Source organism: Pseudomonas sp. B21-041 (assembly GCF_024748675.1).
Lineage (GTDB): Bacteria > Pseudomonadota > Gammaproteobacteria > Pseudomonadales > Pseudomonadaceae > Aquipseudomonas > Aquipseudomonas neuropathica.
In genome coordinates, this window is the sequence record NZ_CP087175.1 from 5,153,507 (window position 1) to 5,171,739 (window position 18,233).

Annotated in this window: 11 protein-coding genes; 9 read left to right on the forward strand and 2 right to left on the reverse strand. The window is 59.8% G+C overall.

The annotated features are described in order from the left end of the window. Window positions 1–217: 217 nt before the first annotated feature. From LOY43_RS22840 to cmoB, 9 genes are all read left to right on the forward strand, one after another. Complete coding sequence (locus LOY43_RS22840; protein WP_258708770.1) at window positions 218–2,629, forward strand: glucose/quinate/shikimate family membrane-bound PQQ-dependent dehydrogenase; 2,412 nt, start codon at window positions 218–220, stop codon at window positions 2,627–2,629. A 526-nt stretch (window positions 2,630–3,155) separates the two neighbouring features. Next, entirely contained in the window at window positions 3,156–3,530 is a 375-nt protein-coding gene (locus tag LOY43_RS22845; protein ID WP_258708771.1) for a DUF6124 family protein, read from the forward strand. A gap of 243 nt (window positions 3,531–3,773) precedes the next feature. Further along, entirely contained in the window at window positions 3,774–4,226 is a 453-nt protein-coding gene (locus LOY43_RS22850; protein WP_095048329.1) for a hypothetical protein, read from the forward strand. Between the two features lie 205 nt (window positions 4,227–4,431). Beyond that, window positions 4,432–10,158, forward strand: a complete 5,727-nt coding sequence (locus tag LOY43_RS22855) for a membrane-targeted effector domain-containing toxin (RefSeq protein ID WP_258708772.1) — start codon at window positions 4,432–4,434, stop codon at window positions 10,156–10,158. Between the two features lie 276 nt (window positions 10,159–10,434). Continuing rightward, complete coding sequence (gene lon / locus LOY43_RS22860; RefSeq protein WP_095048331.1) at window positions 10,435–12,852, forward strand: endopeptidase La; 2,418 nt, start codon at window positions 10,435–10,437, stop codon at window positions 12,850–12,852. A gap of 258 nt (window positions 12,853–13,110) precedes the next feature. Further along, window positions 13,111–13,503 carry a protease inhibitor I42 family protein gene (locus LOY43_RS22865; protein ID WP_093430626.1) on the forward strand — a complete coding sequence of 131 codons (393 nt, stop codon included), beginning with the start codon at window positions 13,111–13,113 and terminating at the stop codon, window positions 13,501–13,503. 2 nt (window positions 13,504–13,505) lie between these two features. Continuing rightward, complete coding sequence (locus LOY43_RS22870; RefSeq protein ID WP_176471311.1) at window positions 13,506–14,144, forward strand: lysoplasmalogenase; 639 nt, start codon at window positions 13,506–13,508, stop codon at window positions 14,142–14,144. Window positions 14,145–14,344: 200 nt separating this feature from the next. Further along, complete coding sequence (cmoA, locus tag LOY43_RS22875; protein WP_007916813.1) at window positions 14,345–15,088, forward strand: carboxy-S-adenosyl-L-methionine synthase CmoA; 744 nt, start codon at window positions 14,345–14,347, stop codon at window positions 15,086–15,088. Beyond that, entirely contained in the window at window positions 15,085–16,041 is a 957-nt protein-coding gene (gene cmoB, locus LOY43_RS22880; protein WP_258708773.1) for a tRNA 5-methoxyuridine(34)/uridine 5-oxyacetic acid(34) synthase CmoB, read from the forward strand. The genes cmoA and cmoB overlap by 4 nt, the downstream gene beginning before the upstream one ends. A gap of 267 nt (window positions 16,042–16,308) precedes the next feature. Here cmoB and tadA read toward each other — a convergent pair whose 3' ends face one another. Both tadA and LOY43_RS22890 read right to left on the reverse strand, forming a co-directional pair. Further along, the gene (gene tadA, locus LOY43_RS22885; protein ID WP_258708774.1) at window positions 16,309–16,809 is read right to left on the reverse strand and encodes a tRNA adenosine(34) deaminase TadA; all 501 of its coding nucleotides are present in this window, start codon (window positions 16,807–16,809) and stop codon (window positions 16,309–16,311) included. Then, window positions 16,809–18,185 (reverse strand): multicopper oxidase family protein, encoded by a 1,377-nt coding sequence (locus LOY43_RS22890; protein ID WP_095048335.1) that lies wholly within the window; start codon window positions 18,183–18,185, stop codon window positions 16,809–16,811. The genes tadA and LOY43_RS22890 overlap by 1 nt, the downstream gene beginning before the upstream one ends. Window positions 18,186–18,233 lie beyond the last annotated feature (48 nt).

An 18,233-nucleotide genomic window follows, 5' to 3' on the forward strand; every position in this document is an offset into this window, starting at 1 on the left:
ATTTACGTAAATCCATTGTAGGAGTGAGCCTGCTCGCGATGGCGGTGTTTCAGGCGACATCTCCAGTGACTGAAACACCGCCATCGCGAGCAGGCTCACTCCTACAAAAAAGAAATTCGTTAGCTAGACAAGTTTTTATCTGAACCATGCCTGTGCCAAATCGTCATCTAAAGTGACTACAGCGCGGGACTACATAAACGTCACGGAGAATCACACTATGAGCACCGAAAGTGCTTCGAGTCGGGGCCGTCTGCTACCGAGCCTGCTCGGCATTCTGCTTCTACTGATGGGCCTGGCCATGTTGGCCGGTGGGGTCAAGCTGAGCATGCTCGGCGGCTCGCTGTACTACCTGCTGGCCGGTATCGGCATCGCGATGTCCGGCATTCTGATGCTGATGCGCCGTCGCGCGGCGCTGGGCCTGTACGCCATCGTTCTGTTTGCCAGCACCGTTTGGGCGCTGTGGGAAGTCGGTCTGGACTGGTGGCAACTGGTGCCACGCCTGGCCCTGTGGTTTGTCCTCGGCTTCGTCATGCTGCTGCCGTGGTTCCGTCGTCCGCTGCTGCTTAACGGCCCGGCGCCGATGGGCACTGGCGGTCTGACCGTCGCTGTGGTGCTGGCCGGCGTCACCGCTCTGGCCAGCCTGTTCACCCACCCGGGCGAAACCTTCGGCGAACTGGGCCGCGACACCGCGGACACCACTAGCACCGCGCCAGCCATGCCCGATGGCGACTGGCAGGCCTACGGCCGCACCGAATTCGGTGACCGCTACTCGCCACTGAAGCAGATCACTCCGGCCAACGTCGGCAAGTTGCAAGAAGCCTGGCGCATCCAGACCGGTGACTTGCCGACCGCTGATGACCCGGTCGAGCTGACCAACGAAAACACTCCGCTGAAAGCCAACGGCATGATCTATGCCTGCACCGCGCACAGCAAAGTGTTGGCCCTGGACCCGGACACCGGCAAAGAACTGTGGCGCTTCGACCCACAGATCAAGAGCCCGGTCGGCTTCAAAGGCTTCGCCCACATGACTTGCCGTGGCGTGTCGTACTACGACGAAGCCGCTTACGCGAAAACTGAAAACGCAGCTTCGGCGGTGATTTCCGAAGCTGGCAAAGCCGTTGCTCAGGCCTGCCCGCGTCGTCTGTACCTGCCAACCGCTGATGCTCGCCTGATCGCACTGAATGCCGACACCGGCAAAATCTGCGAAGGCTTCGGCAACAACGGTGTGGTTGACCTGACCCAAGGCATCGGCCCGTTCACCGCCGGTGGTTACTACTCCACCTCGCCAGCGGCGATTACTCGTGATCTGGTGATCATGGGCGGTCACGTGACCGACAACGAATCGACCAACGAGCCATCGGGCGTGATCCGCGCTTTCGACGTGCGCGACGGTCACCTCGTATGGAACTGGGATAGCGACAAGCCTGACGCCACCGAGCCTTTGGCACCGGGCGAAACCTATAGCCGCAACTCGGCGAACATGTGGTCGCTGGCCAGTGTCGACGAAAAACTCGGCATGGTTTACCTGCCACTGGGCAACCAGACCCCAGACCAGTGGGGCGCTGATCGCACCCCGGGCGCCGAGAAATTCAGCGCCGGCATCGTGGCTCTGGACCTGGCCACCGGTAAAGTGCGCTGGAACTACCAGTTCACCCACCACGACCTGTGGGACATGGACGTTGGCAGCCAGCCAACCCTGCTCGACATGAAAACTGCCGACGGCGTGAAACCGGCGCTGATCGCTCCGACCAAACAGGGCAGCCTGTACGTCCTCGACCGTCGTGACGGCACGCCGATCATTCCGATCAAGGAAATCCCGGTCCCGCAAGGCGCCGTCAAAGGCGACCACACCGCACCGACCCAGGCCCGTTCGGACCTCAACCTGCTGGCCCCGGAACTCACCGAAAAAGCCATGTGGGGCGCAAGCCCGTTCGACCAGATGCTGTGCCGCATCCAGTTCAAGGAACTGCGTTATGAAGGCCAGTACACCCCGCCGTCGGAACAGGGCAGCCTGATCTACCCGGGTAACGTCGGCGTGTTCAACTGGGGCGGCGTCTCGGTCGATCCGGTTCGGCAAATGCTGTTCACCAGCCCGAACTACATGGCCTTCGTTTCGAAAATGGTGCCACGCGAGCAAGTCGCCGCCGGCAGCAAACGCGAAAGCGAAACCGCTGGTGTGCAGCCAAACACCGGCGCGCCATACGCGGTGATCATGCACCCGTTCATGTCGCCATTCGGCGTACCGTGCCAGGCCCCGGCCTGGGGCTACGTTGCCGGTATCGACCTGACCACCAGCAAAGTCGTGTGGAAACGTAAAAACGGCACCAGCCGCGACAGCTCGCCAATCCCGATCGGTTTCACCCTGGGTGTGCCGAGCATGGGCGGTTCGATGGTCACCGCTGGCGGCGTCGGCTTCCTCAGCGGCACCCTCGACCAGTACCTGCGCGCGTACGACGTGAACAGCGGTAAAGAGCTGTGGAAATCGCGTCTGCCGGCAGGTGGTCAAGCGACGCCGATGACCTACACCGGCAAGGACGGCAAGCAATACGTGCTGCTGGTTGTCGGCGGTCACGGCTCGCTGGGCACCAAGATGGGTGACTATGTGATTGCGTACAAACTACCGGAATAAGATTTAGCGGCGGTAAAACAAAGGCGATGCCCCGCAAGGGACATCGCCTTTTTTGTGCCTGCCAATTTTGAATCCTCTGGAGAAACCTGTGGGAGCTGGCTTGCCAGCGATAGCGTCGGGTCAGCCGGCACATATGCCGGCTGGAAGAACGCCATCGCTGGCAAGCCAGCTCCCACAGTTTGATCAGCGTTGGTTGTAGGAATTGTTCTTGTCCTACAGATGCTGGGAGTTGCAGGGAGATTTCCGACAAGTCGTGTCGGTTGTGCCTCGGAAATCGGCTGGATAGGCTCGGGGGGTCGCTGCAAATTCAGCGAACGGGCGTCGCGGCCCGATAACTGATGCATAATCGCCAACCTGACGGCACCTCGGTGCTGTTTGTCTGTGTCATGGCGGCTGTGCGCGGGATACCTTCTTGGAGGTATGCCGATTTCTCAGTTATCGGTCCGCGAACCCGCGTACAGCTGCCACCTCAGATTGCGTCGCGGCAATCGAAGGCAGCTCCACTTTCACCAACTGAGTATTCACCATGAAAAAGCCAACACCCAATCCGCCCGAAAACAACGACACCTCTCCCTACGAATCCCCCGATTCGAAGCGATTCCACGAAGCCGCCGAACGCGCCCTCGACCACTACCTCAAACCGAACGCGCTCACCCTGCGCTTCCACAAACCCAGCACCATGTTCCAGGTCGCCCCCGAACAGGACAGCGAAAGCCTGCTGGTCCACGCCTGCGAATCGCTGGCCCAGGCCAGCCTGATGACCAGCGACATCGCCGCCTACATCGACCTGCCGCAGCGGCGCACGATTCTGGCCATCCAGCAAATCATCATGCTCGCCGAACTGGCGGTGAACCGCGTGCTAGATAACCACGAAATCCCCCAATCCCCATCACACAGCTAACCCTCTGTGGGAGCGAGCCTGCTCGCGAAGGCGTCAGCGCATTCGGCAGTTGGACTGACTGACGCAGTGCTTTCGCGAGCAAGCCTGCCCCGCACTTGATCAACACTGTGCCTGCCATATAACTCCTATCAAGAAGGCTCATCGCGAACACGTATAAAAACCTGTCAGATATGACAGTTCACTGTCTTCACCCGCCCAATCAGACTTCCTTCTCCAACCAAAATCAGGCACAGGAAGCACCCCATGACCCATCCAAAGGCATCCCCAGCAGTTTGGGTAAACGGTATTCTCAACGTTAATGTAAAAGGCACCATTGGCGGTACGCCGGTTAATCTGACCAGCTTCACGACAACCAGCATTTCCACCTCTGTCAACCAGCTCGGCGGTTACAATTTTTCTTTCGAAGATAACCACGGTTCATCGAGCCTACGAGCCATCTCCATCTCGCTTCGCAAGCTGCTGGATCCTGCAATCGCTGGCTACCTTGAATATGTCGTGACCGAACGAGGTATTCAGCCTTATGACTATGAAGTGACATCCTCTTCCGACATTTCTGTAAGTCAACTCAATAGCGGCCTGTACTTATACTCCCTCGATAATTTGCAACTTTCCGGTAAGGCACGCCACGGTGATGAAACACGTGAACTCACCGGTAGCGGATACTTTTTTCTCCAAGAGCTGACTTCCCCTATCTAACAAACAGATCAGGATTTCACTCGTCGGGTTAAACGTGCGTCTGCCGCTCCATCACAGGTGCAGGGCAGACGCATGCCGACGTGAAATACCGAGTCGAACCCAAGCTCTACATCGACAGACCAATAACCCCCTATACATATATACCACCCGCCCCCACTGCCCCTCGCCATGCTGGCCGCTCACCCTCAGCATGGAAAAAATGCCCATGAACCTCGCCACAACCCCCACCGCCGAAGAGGTCAAAAACGATCTCAACGCGATCGCCCATCACCTGTTCAATACATCAACCCCACTGCTTCCCGAACAAAAACCGAGTACCGAACAGGCCTTTCTGAAACGCCTCGACGAACAACTGAAAACCTATCGCACCAGCTACCTGCAACGCAGCCGCGAGCTGTATCAGGCGCTGGAAAACAGCGATCTGCAAAGCGACGAAGGCAAACAACTGATCGCCACCCTGAAAGTCAGGCTGGCCACCCAACTGATCAACATGGATCAGCGCGACCGGATCGACGATAAACCAGCGAAAACCTTCCTCAAATATGACGCAGGCTTCACCGCCATCGGCCACGAAGCCAGACAGGCCGTCACCGACCGCTTGCTGCACCCGCAAGCCGGCGAACTGCTGCAAAAACTCGATGCGGTGCCGATGCTGCGTCCGGCCATGTACGCGCTGCAGTTCAGCTATCAAGAGACCACCGTTGAGCTGGCCGGCGCCTTTGTGGTCACGGAAAAAGACACTCGCCGCGTCAAGGACCTGCAGACCGACCAGAGCATGGGTTTCGCCCTGCTGTTTACCCCCGCAAGAGGCATCGAATTCTTCAACTCCCTTGCTGATCTCGACAGCCAACTGCGAACATCGCTGAACCACGCCAGCGGTAGCGAGGAGTTCATGTCCATGTTGCCGACGCGCTATCACGCCGTGGGCGCAGCAGGGATCTGGCCGCTGCTGCTCGCGCCAATCGACAGCAGACCGTTGTTCGAACACACCTACGACGCGCTGATCGAAAAACGCACGCAGGATATCGAGCGCGCCTTGAGCTTCGCCGAAAATCCACAGCAAGACCCCAGGCAATTGCTCACTGCGCTGGACCGCGCCATTGCCGCTGCCCTGCCGGATCTCACGCCGCGCCTGGAATTACGCGCGCAAACCTTGTTCGAGCGCCACCTGCGCTACAGCGCACCGGACTGGTTTCGAAGCGCCAGCACCGCGCAAAAAGACGCACTGGCGCAGCATCTGCGCAACTACCAGCAGGCGCGGCAAGACCTGCTCGACTTGATGGAGCCGGCTGGCAGTCTGACGGCACTGGCCCGCCAGCAATGGCTGGAGCGCCTGAGCGAAGACCTGGAAATCGACGACCTCGAGCCGGCAAAGTTAAGCCTTTCGACCGATCGCCGAGTGCCGGGCTACGGCGTTTATGTGCATCAATCGAGTCTGCTCGAGCTGTCCTTGCGCGGCCCGCACACCGGCGATGAATTACCGGGTTCGGAGTTTTTGAAGTACACCACCCTCACCTACGATGACGCGCCTTTGCCGCCAGCCTACGCTGACGTGACGCCGGCGTGGCTGATCAGGCAAGCCGTAGAGCTGCAACCTCGGATTGACTTCAATCACTTGCAAAATGAGCTGCAGGCCAGGCCCGCAATCAAACCTGCCATCGAGCAGATGCTCGATAAACGTATCGTCGCCCTCGCTCACACGGCGGTGCTGCAAGGGCACTTGCTCGACAATGACCTGCAACTGATCCAGCGCCTGCGTGACGGTAGCGATGCGCGCCTGCGCGCCGCCACCCTGTCGCTGCACGGCGCCCAGTTGCAAGATTTTTGGGTGCTGCGCCAGTACGATGACGGCGGCGCGCTCAAACGGCTGTTGCTGTGCACACCACAGGCGCCGCGAACGCAACAATTCCAGGCCTTCGACAGTGAGCGCGAATGCCAGACCCACCTGCTGGGCTGGGCCAAACACAGTGATGCCGCCGACAGCATGGCCGGCTACCTGATCAGCCGTGCGCCCATGCGCTTTCGCGCAAAGCTGCGCCACGTGTTGGCCGGGCTGAGTTTCAAACCTGAGGCGCTGGAGCATCAAAAGGTCACGTTCGCTCACACCGGCAGTCATCCCGATTGCCTGCGCGCGATGGCTGAACATGTGCTCGCCACACGGATCGACGACTATGACTTCAGTACACCGCTGTGGTATCGCTCCACCACGGCTGCCAACCGCCGAAAGCTGACGACCCTGAGTGAAGACGCCGAAGGCGCCTTGCGCGCGTTCAACAAGCATGCCTTGTCGGGCAGTCGCTTTCCGGCGTTTGATGACTACGTGCACGAGCAAGCCAAAATCAGCTTGAACCGCTTGCTCAAGCGCACCACCAACGATGTCGATCCGGATACCGTCTGGGCTTACTCGCCGACCGCCATCGTGCGCTCGTGGACGCCAAAACCTCTGAACTACACCACGCTGTATCGCGATGGCTACGCCGACGGCGTCGGTTTTCTCGATGAGAAATTTTTCCGCTCGGCCCGCTTCAAAGGCCCGCAAGGCATCGATATCAGCAGCCTGACCGCACAGAATGTCGCACGCTCGGTCACCGGTGTGTGGATCGGCCAACGCTACATCGACAAGGTCAAGGCTGAACTGCAAAGTTCGACGAGCGAAGGCTATGACTTCCGGCGCAACACGACCCTGGCCATTACCCAGCGCCAGATGAAAAACGCCGCGCTGGAATGCCAGCTGCAGGGCCATATCGCCAGCCATGATCTGCAATGGCTGGAGCAGAGTATCGACAGCATGGCTGAAACTTCCGGCTCCATGCGCACGACCTATCCGCTCCACCGTTTGATGATCGACGGCGAATGGGTGCTCGATGCGTGGCTGTTCAGCCATGGCGCCAACCCGGTTCTGCTCTACACCCCCGAGGCGCCCGACGGCGTCGCTTTCCGCGAAGCGCGGCTGTTCAATTACCTGCTTCAGCAGCAGTCCGGCATGCTCGAATACCTGACGTTGCGCGTCGACGTCAGCGCCCGGACCCGGGTTCGCACATACCTTGAAAACATCAAGAAAGGGCTGCCCAAAGACCTCAATAAAACCACACCCAGCCCTGCACGCTACGACTCGACCCGCGCGGTCGCGGCGGTCAGTGACCTGCGCACTGTCCTTTACGACATGAAGTTGCAACGTCGTATCGACGACGTTAACGCCACCACCACCAGCCGTGCCGAGATGATCGCCGGTCTGGTCTGGAACAGTATCGAATGGATCACCGCCATTGCCACGGCGCCGTTCCCGCTGCTGAGCCTGAGCACCGGCCTGCTCCTGGCGTTCAAGGACGCCATGCTCGTGCTGCACGCGTACCGTCAGGGTGACCACGGCGAAGCGTTCCAGCACCTGGTCGGTTATCTGTTCAACAGTGTAGGCGCGTTGCTGACCGACCTGCGTCCGGCGCTGCGTTCGCTCAAAACTGTGCGCCGGCCTTTGCGACAGAGCATCGCCAGCGCCCTCAACGAACAACGCGATGTCATGACCGTGATCGAACAAGTGGAACCTGGCCCCAAGCGGAATGAAATGAGTGCGGTGTTTTTCAGAGGTCAGGTGTACTACATCCGGGAAAATGCCGACTTACTCGGTCGTCATGTGCTCTATCTGAACAACCCGGAATTCGGCGCCCCCCTCTCGAGCGGCATTCTCGCCGTGCGCAATTCCGACGGGGTGATGGTGCGCGCCGGCGTGTCCGGCGGTGCGCCGAAGTACGAGGCCGTGCCAGAGCCAGACGGTCCGCACAAGATCTATGGCGTCGAGCCCAAATACCGCCAGCGCATCGAAACGGTGATGAATCCGCAAACCCGGGAAAACACCCTCCTTAGCAGTCAAGACTACATGGGCACCGATCCCCGCTTGATCCTTGTCGGGGTCGTGGAACGCCTCGCCTCGACACGCACCGCCTACCTGAAACAGGTCGAAAAGCTCAGCAAAGACGCCGCCGCGCATTTCGCTGACCTTACCGCGCTGCCAGCCCGCGCCCAAGTCCCGCCGATCGCCGACGACTTGTCATTTACACAGTTGATCGCCAGTGACGCGGTCAAAGGGAAGAATCTGGTGATCGGCGCCCAGCCCGGTTCGATCGCCAGCAAACAACTGCTGATCAATCATCTGGACACCCTCGTTGAAAGTGGCTTCAAGCGACTTTACGTGGAATACCTGGCAGCGGATGTCTTCAAGGCGAAGCTGGAAAAAATGAACAAGGGGAAATCCTGGAAACACATCGAAAAACATCTTGAAGCCGTCGACCGTGCGCTGGGCCATGAGCAGGACGCGCCATTTTCCTATCTGGCACTGGTGCGTACCGCTCGCGAAAAGGGCCTGAAAATCCATGCGCTGGATGCTTCGACCAGCTACAAACTGGAAGGCGCGCTGGTACTGGACGAGGTCTCGCCATTGACCCCTCGCAGCAACAGCCTGAGGAATTTCTATTCGCACAAGACGCTGGCCGCCGATATCGCCGACGCGCCTGATGAGCGCTGGGTGATCCTCACCGAACAATCACGCATGTCCACCTTCGACAACACCCCCGGCCTGGCCGACTTGCACGCGGCTGTCGCCGTGCGCGTGGAGGATGTCGCAGAGGGTCAGGCGGCACGTATCGGCCTCGATTCAGCCGGGGCAATCGCCGGGGATTCGGCCGCCAAGGGCGATTATCGTGTGCAATGGCCGACGGCGTACAAGGCGCCTCAGCCCGTCTCCAGGCCAGCAGCGATTACCCCCGTTGTCGAGCATTTCAGCGAGTACGATATCCCGCCCTCGATGCGCGACGATATTGCGCAAATGTTGCATCAACCCTACGCCATGGATTCACGCTACAGCCCGACCGTACCGAGTGAAAAAAAGGCGTTCGACGCGTTCATCGCCCACCGCAAACGTCTGGAGAAAAAGGCCAGGGACGCATTTACTTACTACACGCCCCCCGAAGCGGCCACGCTGCCGACGCTCACCTCAGACACCACGTTCGAGGCGTTTTTGCAGCTGCTGACCGACGGCCGCTTGAACCTGCTGATCGGTGAGGCCCATAGCCACGTATCGAGCAAAGCGCTGCTGAAAAAGTACATGAAGGCGCTCAAGCAAGCCGGGTATGACACGCTCTACGTGGAACATCTGTTCACCGATTTGCACCAGGCCGATCTGGATACTTTTTTTCGGACACAGCGCATGCCGGACAGACTGAAGAATTACCTGCGCGTTCAGGACCTTGGCCAAATGCCGACCTATAACGGTAACGATACCTACACAGAGGTCCTCCAGGCGGCGGCCAAGTACAAAGTCCGTATCAGGGCCCTCGATTGCACGGCGTCTTACCACCTCAAGGGTGTGTTTAACGAAGATATCTCGCGAAACGAGATGTTCAGCTATTTCGCCACCCATGTGATCGATGCCGACCAACTGGCACATGGGCCGCACAAGTGGGTGGCCCTCATCGGCAATGCCCACACCAACTACAACCTGGGTGTGCCGGGTCTGGCGGATACGCTCTCGGCGGTCAGTCTCCACGTACGCGACACCGCTCCGGAACTGGCCAGAGATATCCATCGCGGGACCTGGAGAGCGGTGGCCAGCGAGCGCGGAACCAATAGCCGGGCCTTGCGCAGCGATTTCCTGTTGGAAGTGGCCGTCGCCGGAAAGAAAAAACCAGCCCTGACGCCGGCCGTCGAGCGCAGCAAACTGACCCGACCCGGGATGTTCATGATCGAAAATACGGATACGGGCGAGCTCCGTCTGGTGCATAAATCCAGGTCCGGCGACATCGTTGAGACACCGATTCAGGTCAATGACCACGGCTTGTTTTTCATTGATCGCTGGGAGAAAAAAGATGAGCGTTTCAAATACCTGGGGACCTTGATCGATATGCTGGTCAGTGATCTGAAATTGACCGAGGTGAAATAACCGTCAGGCCTGACCTGCGCATTGCCAACCACCACCGGGCTTGACGGCCCGGTGGTTTTTTATAGCCCGGATGCCACCGCTCTGCGCCTTACAGCAATAGCGCAGGCCAATGTCTCAGCGAGCGTGTTTCGGGTGGCGTTCAGATGGAAACAACGATCGCCAAGTGCAGAGAAACCCTGTCAAAACCCTGAACACACAAGCAGAAACATCGCCCCCCATTGAAACCACCCAAGGCCTGCCCCATCTAAGACCCATACTCCATTGCGCAGGTGCCCCATGAGCGACCAGCAAGAATTCCCGGAAAACCCCGACGACTACACCGAAGCCGAACACATCGAACACACGTCTTCCGGCAAAGGCCTTGCCTTGCCCGGCCAGAACCTGCCGGACAAGGTCTACATCATCCCGATCCACAATCGCCCGTTCTTCCCGGCGCAAGTCCTGCCAGTCATCGTCAACGAAGAGCCCTGGGCTGAAACCCTCGAACTGGTCAGCAAATCCGAACACCATTCCCTGGCCCTGTTCTTCATGGACACGCCCCAGGAAGACCCGCGCCACTTCGACACCGGCGCCCTGCCGCAATACGGCACCCTGGTCAAAGTCCATCACGCCAGCCGCGAGAACGGCAAACTGCAATTCGTCGCCCAAGGCCTGAGCCGCGTGCGCATCAAGACCTGGCTGAAACACCACCGCCCGCCGTATCTGGTGGAGGTTGAATACCCGCACCAGCCCACCGAGCCGACCGACGAGGTCAAGGCTTACGGCATGGCGCTGATCAACGCGATCAAAGAACTGCTGCCGCTCAACCCGCTGTACAGCGAAGAGCTGAAGAACTACCTCAACCGCTTCAGCCCCAACGACCCGTCGCCGCTGACCGACTTCGCCGCCGCGCTGACCTCGGCCACCGGCCCCGAACTGCAAGAAGTACTCGACTGCGTGCCGATGCTCAAGCGCATGGAAAAAGTCCTGCCGATGCTGCGCAAGGAAGTCGAAGTCGCGCGCCTGCAAAAAGAGATTTCGGCGGAAGTTAACCGCAAGATCGGCGAGCATCAGCGCGAGTTCTTCCTCAAGGAACAACTCAAGGTCATTCAGCAGGAACTTGGCTTGACCAAGGACGACCGCAGCGCCGATCTTGAACAGTTCGAGCAACGCCTGGAAGGCAAAGTCCTGCCAGCGCAAGTGCAGAAGCGCCTCGAAGAGGAAATGAACAAGCTGTCGATCCTCGAGACCGGTTCGCCCGAGTACGCGGTCACCCGTAATTACCTCGACTGGGCGACGTCAGTGCCGTGGGGCGTCTACGGCGAGGACAAACTCGACCTCAAGCACGCGCGCAAAATCCTCGACAAACACCACGCTGGCCTCGACGACATCAAGGATCGCATCCTCGAGTTCCTCGCCGTGGGTGCTTATAAAGGCGAGATCAGCGGCTCCATCGTGCTGCTGGTCGGCCCGCCAGGCGTGGGTAAAACCAGCGTCGGTAAATCCATCGCTGAATCACTCGGCCGGCCGTTCTACCGCTTCAGCCTCGGCGGCATGCGCGACGAAGCCGAGATCAAGGGCCACCGCCGCACCTACATCGGCGCGCAGCCGGGCAAACTGGTGCAGGCGTTGAAAGACGTCGAGGTGATGAACCCGGTGATCATGCTCGATGAAATCGACAAGATGGGCCAGAGCTACCAGGGCGACCCGGCCTCGGCGCTGCTGGAAACCCTCGACCCGGAGCAGAACGTCGAATTCCTCGACCACTACCTCGACCTGCGCATGGACCTGTCGAAAGTCCTCTTCGTGTGCACCGCCAACACTCTGGATTCAATCCCCGGCCCATTGCTTGACCGCATGGAAGTGATTCGCCTGTCGGGCTACATCACTGAAGAAAAAGTCGCCATCGCCAAGCGTCACCTGTGGCCGAAACTGCTGGAAAAGGCCGGCGTGTCCAAGGGCAGCCTGAGCATCAGCGACACCGCGCTCAAAGCCTTGATCGACGGTTACGCCCGTGAAGCCGGTGTGCGTCAGCTGGAAAAGCAAATGGGCAAACTGGTGCGCAAAGCGGTGATGAAGCTGATCGACGAGCCGAAAGCGGTGATCAAACTCGGGCCGAAAGACCTCGAAGCGTCACTCGGCCATCCCGTGTTTCGCAACGAACAAGTGCTGTCCGGTACTGGCGTGATTACCGGTCTGGCATGGACCAGCATGGGCGGCGCGACGTTGCCGATCGAAGCCACGCGGATTCATACGCTTAACCGTGGCTTCAAACTCACCGGGCAACTGGGTGATGTGATGAAGGAGTCGGCGGAGATCGCCTACAGCTACGTCAGCTCGCACCTGAAACAATTCGGCGGCGACGCGAAGTTCTTCGACGAAGCCTTCGTCCACCTGCACGTACCGGAAGGCGCGACACCCAAGGACGGTCCGAGCGCCGGCGTGACCATGGCCAGCGCCCTGCTCTCGCTCGCACGCAATCAGCCGCCGAAGAAAGGTGTAGCGATGACCGGCGAATTGACCCTGACTGGGCATGTACTTCCGATTGGCGGGGTGCGCGAGAAGGTGATTGCGGCGCGCCGGCAGAAGATTTTCGAGTTGATTCTGCCTGAGCCGAACCGGGGCAATTTTGAGGAATTGCCGGATTATCTGAAGGAAGGCATTACGGTGCATTTCGCGAAGAAGTTTGCCGATGTAGCGAAGGTATTGTTCTGACAGAAAACCCCTCACCCCAACCCTCTCCCGGAGGGAGAAGGAGCTAATTGCGGAATATTGCAGAGTTACACCGACCTGAAAGTACTTCGCTGAATCCATAATCGACTCGGTCTTTCAGGTCGATGTATGACACAAGACACCTCGGTCAGTCCCCTCTCCCTCTGGGAGAGGGTTAGGGTGAGGGCTTGGCGTTGTCACACTTTGTCTCATCTTCAGTTATGCTCGCCGTTCGTCGTAAACGCCGGAGCCTCTGACCTTATGTCCCCCACTCGCCTGTTTGTCCCCCTCGCCCTTTCGTTGCTGGCCGCCTGCGCCACACAACCGAAACACAACGTGACCGTGGAAAAACAAAGCGAATGCCCCGTACGGCTGACTAACGGGCAAAACCTCATCATCATGCTGCCAAGCAACCCGACCACCGGCTATCGCTGGGCCATTCAGGATTCGGCTGGCGGCGTATTGCGTGCACTCAGCCCCGAGGTCTACAGCAATCCGGAAGACGCCGGCGTCGTCGGCGCGGCGGGCGTATCGACCTGGCGCTTTCAAGCATTTGCCCCCGGCACCGGGCGTCTGCGCCTGACCTCGCAACAGCCATGGGCACCGGAAGTGCTGCCTGTGGAAACCTTCGACTGCGCCATTTCGGTGAACTGATCGTGGGCTGGCTTATTCTGGCGCTGATGGGCGCGGTGACGTTTCTCTACGGTGTCAGCACCCACGCGGCGTTACTGTGTCTGTTGGTCAAACCGTTGCCGGTGCTGGCGCTGCTCGGCTGGCTGCACGATGCGCCACCCAGCGACTATCGGCGCTGGATCAGTCTCGGCCTGATTTTCTCGTTGCTGGGTGATGTGTTGCTCGCTTGGCCGGGGGATTTGTTCGTGTTTGGCCTCGGTGCGTTTCTGGTCGCACACCTGGCTTATCTGAAGGCTTATCTGAGTGACTGCAAGCGTCTGGCGGTGTTGCCGCTGGTGCTTGCTCTCGGTGTTGGCGCGGTGTTGCTGGGGATGCTCATTTCCAGCGGACTCGGGCCGTTGCTAGTACCGGTGATTGTCTATGGCACGGCAATCAGCGCGATGCTCTGGCGCGCGCTTGCTCGTCTCGGCACCGATGTGCCGAAACGTTCGGCGTTGCTGGCGGCGGGCGGTGCAGTGGCGTTTGTGTTCTCTGACAGCGTGATTGGCATCGATCGCTTTGTATCGCCATTCCACGCCGCGCCGTACGTCATCATCCTCAGCTACTGGCTGGGCCAATGGGGCATCGCCGCCTCCGCTTTCTCCCAGACTAAACGAATCTGATCGTTCCCACGCTCCGCGTGGGAATGCATCCTGTGACGCTCTGCGTCATTTGCGCAGGGACGCGGAGCGTCCGGGGCGGCATTCCCACGCAGAGCGTGGGAACGATCACCGGCAAAAAAACGCTTTATCAGACAACCCAAGCATCCCCGCGCCCTTTTGGCTAAAATGCCGGCCTTTCCATTTACACCGCCGGAACCGCCGTGAGCAAAGAACCCGATCGTATTTTCGCCAAGCCTTTGGCCCAGGTGCCCGACTTCGCCTTCAATGAAGACGTGGTGCGGGTGTTCCCGGACATGATCAAGCGCTCGGTGCCGGGTTACCCGACCATCGTCGAAAACCTCGGCGTGCTCGCCGCGCAGTTCGCCCAGCCGAACAGCGTGCTCTACGACCTCGGCTCGTCCTTGGGCGCTGTCACTCAAGCCCTGCGTCGCCACGTGCGCACCGACGGTTGCCGGGTAATCGCTGTGGATAACTCGGCAGCGATGGTTGAGCGCTGCCGCGAATACCTCAACGGTCAGGACTCGATGTTCCAGGAGTTGCTGCCGGTCGAAGTGATCGAAGGCGACATTCTCGCCCTCGACTTCCAGCCCGCCTCGGTGGTGGCGCTGAACTTCACCCTGCAATTCATCGCCCCCGATCAGCGCACGGCGTTGCTCTCGCGCATTCGCCAATCGCTGCTGCCGGGCGGCGCGCTGATCCTCTCGGAGAAGCTGCGCTTCAACGATGCCGAAGAACACGCGCTGCTCACCGATCTGCATGTCGCCTTCAAACGCGCCAACGGCTACAGCGAACTGGAAATCGCCCAGAAGCGCAGCGCCATCGAAAACGTCATGAAGCCCGACAGCCTCGAAGAACACCGCGAACGCCTGCTGGCCGCCGGGTTCTCGAAAGTCGTGCCGTGGTTCCAGTGTCTTAACTTTGCCTCGTTGATTGCCTTGCCATGATTGATCTGTCTCCCCTCGCCCGCCGTCTGGCCGGCACACCGCTGGCCGAATGGGCCAACACTCTGCAAGCGCAACTCGACAAGAAAATGGAGAAAGGTCACGGCGACCTGGAGCGCTGGCAAAGTGCGCTGGATGCCCTGCCGAAAATCCAGCCGAGCGAAGTCGACCTGCTCAACGGTCTGAAACTCGACACCGATTGCGACGATGAAACCCGCGCGCAGATGCACACCGCGTTGATGGGCCTGTCGCCGTGGCGCAAAGGGCCGTTCGACTTGTTTGGTGTGCACGTCGACACCGAATGGCGTTCGGACTGGAAGTGGTCGCGTGTCTCTCCGCACCTCGACTTGAAGGGCAAACGCATCCTCGATGTCGGTTGCGGCAACGGTTATTACATGTGGCGCATGCTCGGTGCCGGCGCGAACAGTGTGATCGGTGTTGACCCGAACTGGCTGTTCTTCTGCCAGTTCCAGGCCGTGCAGCGTTATCTGTCAGAACCCAATGCCTGGCACCTGCCCTTTCCGTTCGAAGACCTGCCGCCAAACCTAGAAGGCTTCGACACGGTGTTTTCCATGGGCGTGTTCTACCACCGTCGCTCGCCGATCGAGCATTTGCTGGCGCTGAAGGATTGCCTGGTCAAGGGTGGCGAACTGGTGCTGGAAACGCTAGTGGTCGAAGGCGACAAGCATCAGGTGCTGGTGCCGGAAGACCGTTATGCGCAGATGCGTAATGTGTGGTTCCTGCCGTCGGTGCCGGCGCTGGAGTTGTGGCTGCGCCGTGCCGGGTTCACCGATATTCGCTGCGTGGACGTGAGCACAACCACGGTTGAAGAACAGCGCGGGACTGAGTGGATGAAGTATCAGTCGCTGAGCGACTTCCTTGATCCCGAAGACCACAGCAAAACCATCGAAGGCTTGCCGGCGCCGATGCGGGCGGTGATTGTCGCCAAGAAGTAACCCAATCGCCCAAACACCGCGGTGGGGCTACCCCTCACCCCAGCCCTCTCCCCAAGGAGAGGGAGCTGATCGTTGAGCTTTTCAAAACTTGAGTTCGACTCGGAATCTCAGGTCGACGGACTTAGCCCATCCAGCTCGGTCAGTCCCCTCTCCCCAAGGAGAGGGGGCTGATCGTTGAGCTTTTCAAGACTTGAGTTCGACTCGGAATCTCAGGTCGACGGACTTGGCCCATCCAGCTCGGTCAGTCCCCTCTCCCCCGGGAGAGGGTTAGGGTGAGGGGCTTTTTGCGCGGCGAGCACGGAAGAATTCGGTCAGCACGGCGCCACACTCTTCGGCCAAAACCCCGCCTTCATACAGCACTCGATGGTTGAGAAAAGCCTGGGTAAAAAACTGCCCTTGGCTCTGCACAATCCCCGCTTTCGGTTCCAGCGCGCCATACACCACCCGCGCCACCCGCGAATGCACGATCAAACCGGCGCACATGCTGCACGGCTCCAGCGTCACATACAGCGTGCTGCCCGGCAGACGATAGTTATCCACCGCCTGCGCGGCCTCGCGAATGGCGACCATTTCCGCGTGGGCACTCGGGTCGCTGGTGCTGATCGGGCAATTGAAACCGCGACCGATGATCTCGCCGTCCTGCACCAGCACCGCGCCCACCGGCACTTCGCCGAGGGCTGCGCCTTGTGCGGCGAGGAGCAGCGCTTCGCGCATGAAATCGCGATCACGGCTGCGGTCGATAATTGCCGCAGGGCGAATCTGGCGCATCACTTCACCTCGATGGCGGCCATCAGGCCGGTTTCCATGTGATCGATCACGTGGCAGTGGAACATCCACACCCCCGGATTATCGGCCACCAGCGCCACTTGCGCGCGCTCGTTCTTGCCCAGCAGATAGGTGTCGGTGAAATACGGAATGATCTTGTGCCGGTTCGACGCGATCACCTTGAAACTCATGCCGTGCAGGTGGATCGGGTGCTGATACTGGGTCATGTTCTTCAATTCGAAGATGTAGCTCTGCCCCAGTTTCAGACTGGCAATCGGCCGGTCGGCGCAGGTCTTGTCGGTGATGTCCCAGGCCTTGCCGTTGATCTGCCACAGGCTCGGCGGCCTGCCGTTGTCGACGTTGACCGATACCGAACCGACCCACTCGAAATTGAAGTTGAGTTTCTCGGCATTGGCCAGGTCCGGCTCCGCCACCGGATTGGCCGGCAGCGCTTTCGGCCAGTCAGTCGGCGCATCGTTATTGGCCACTGAACGCAGCGTGCCCAGACGCACCGGGCCGTTGCGCAGCGACAATTCTTCACCCGCTGCCGGCGCCTTGATCGCCAGACAGATACGCATGCCCGGGCCCAGCCAGTATTCCTTGCCCAGCGGCCGCGGTTCGACCGGGTTGCCGTCCAGCGCATAGATCTGCGCTTCGACGCCGGGAATGTTGATGCGGTAAGTCAACGTGTTGTCGAGGTTGAGCAAACGCACCCGGGTGATCTGCCCGGCCGGCAGTTCGATCACCGGGTTCGGCACGCCGTTGATGGTCGACAACCGCCCCGCCGTACCGCCACGAGCCGCTTCACGGGGAATACTGAACTCGACGAAATTGCCTTCGTCATCGATGTGCCAGTTTTTCAGACTCAGGGTCTTTTCGTACTTGAAACCGGTCGGCTCGCGCTCTTCTATGATCAATGGCCCGACCAAGCCGCGCCCGAGCTCTTCGCTGCTGCTGACATGCGGGTGATACCAGTAGCTACCGGCATCCGGCACGCGGAATTTGTAATCGAAGTACTCGCCCGGCAACACCGGCAGCTGCGAAACGTACGGCACACCGTCCATTTCCAGCGGCAGACGAATGCCATGCCAGTGAATGGTCGTCGCCACCGGCAAGTGGTTGATGAAACGCACCCGCAGCCATTCACCCTGACGCACCCGCAACTCGGTGCCCGGCGCCGACGGACCAAATGCCCAGGCCTCGGTCTTGTGCCCCGGCACCAGCTCGACGTCCAGCGGTGCGGCGATCAGCTCATAGTCGTGGCCCGCTTCGGCGTCGGCCATTTTTCCCAGCCAATACCGCGACGCGCCCCCCGCACCGACACCAACGACAACAAGACCGGCCAGGCCACCGAGGATTTGGCGACGGGTAAAGGACATGAACTCAACTACCTCACGTATCAGCGACAGGCCCTGAAAGCCTGCAAA

Coding starts and splice junctions, on each gene's coding strand:
- LOY43_RS22865 (WP_093430626.1), top strand. CDS start 13,111: ATGTCCCCCACTCGCCTGTTTGTCCCCCTCGCCCTTTCGTTGCTGGCC.
- lon (WP_095048331.1), top strand. CDS start 10,435: ATGAGCGACCAGCAAGAATTCCCGGAAAACCCCGACGACTACACCGAA.
- LOY43_RS22855 (WP_258708772.1), top strand. CDS start 4,432: ATGAACCTCGCCACAACCCCCACCGCCGAAGAGGTCAAAAACGATCTC.
- LOY43_RS22850 (WP_095048329.1), top strand. CDS start 3,774: ATGACCCATCCAAAGGCATCCCCAGCAGTTTGGGTAAACGGTATTCTC.
- LOY43_RS22890 (WP_095048335.1), bottom strand. CDS start 18,185: ATGTCCTTTACCCGTCGCCAAATCCTCGGTGGCCTGGCCGGTCTTGTT.
- LOY43_RS22845 (WP_258708771.1), top strand. CDS start 3,156: ATGAAAAAGCCAACACCCAATCCGCCCGAAAACAACGACACCTCTCCC.
- cmoB (WP_258708773.1), top strand. CDS start 15,085: ATGATTGATCTGTCTCCCCTCGCCCGCCGTCTGGCCGGCACACCGCTG.
- LOY43_RS22840 (WP_258708770.1), top strand. CDS start 218: ATGAGCACCGAAAGTGCTTCGAGTCGGGGCCGTCTGCTACCGAGCCTG.
- tadA (WP_258708774.1), bottom strand. CDS start 16,809: ATGCGCCAGATTCGCCCTGCGGCAATTATCGACCGCAGCCGTGATCGC.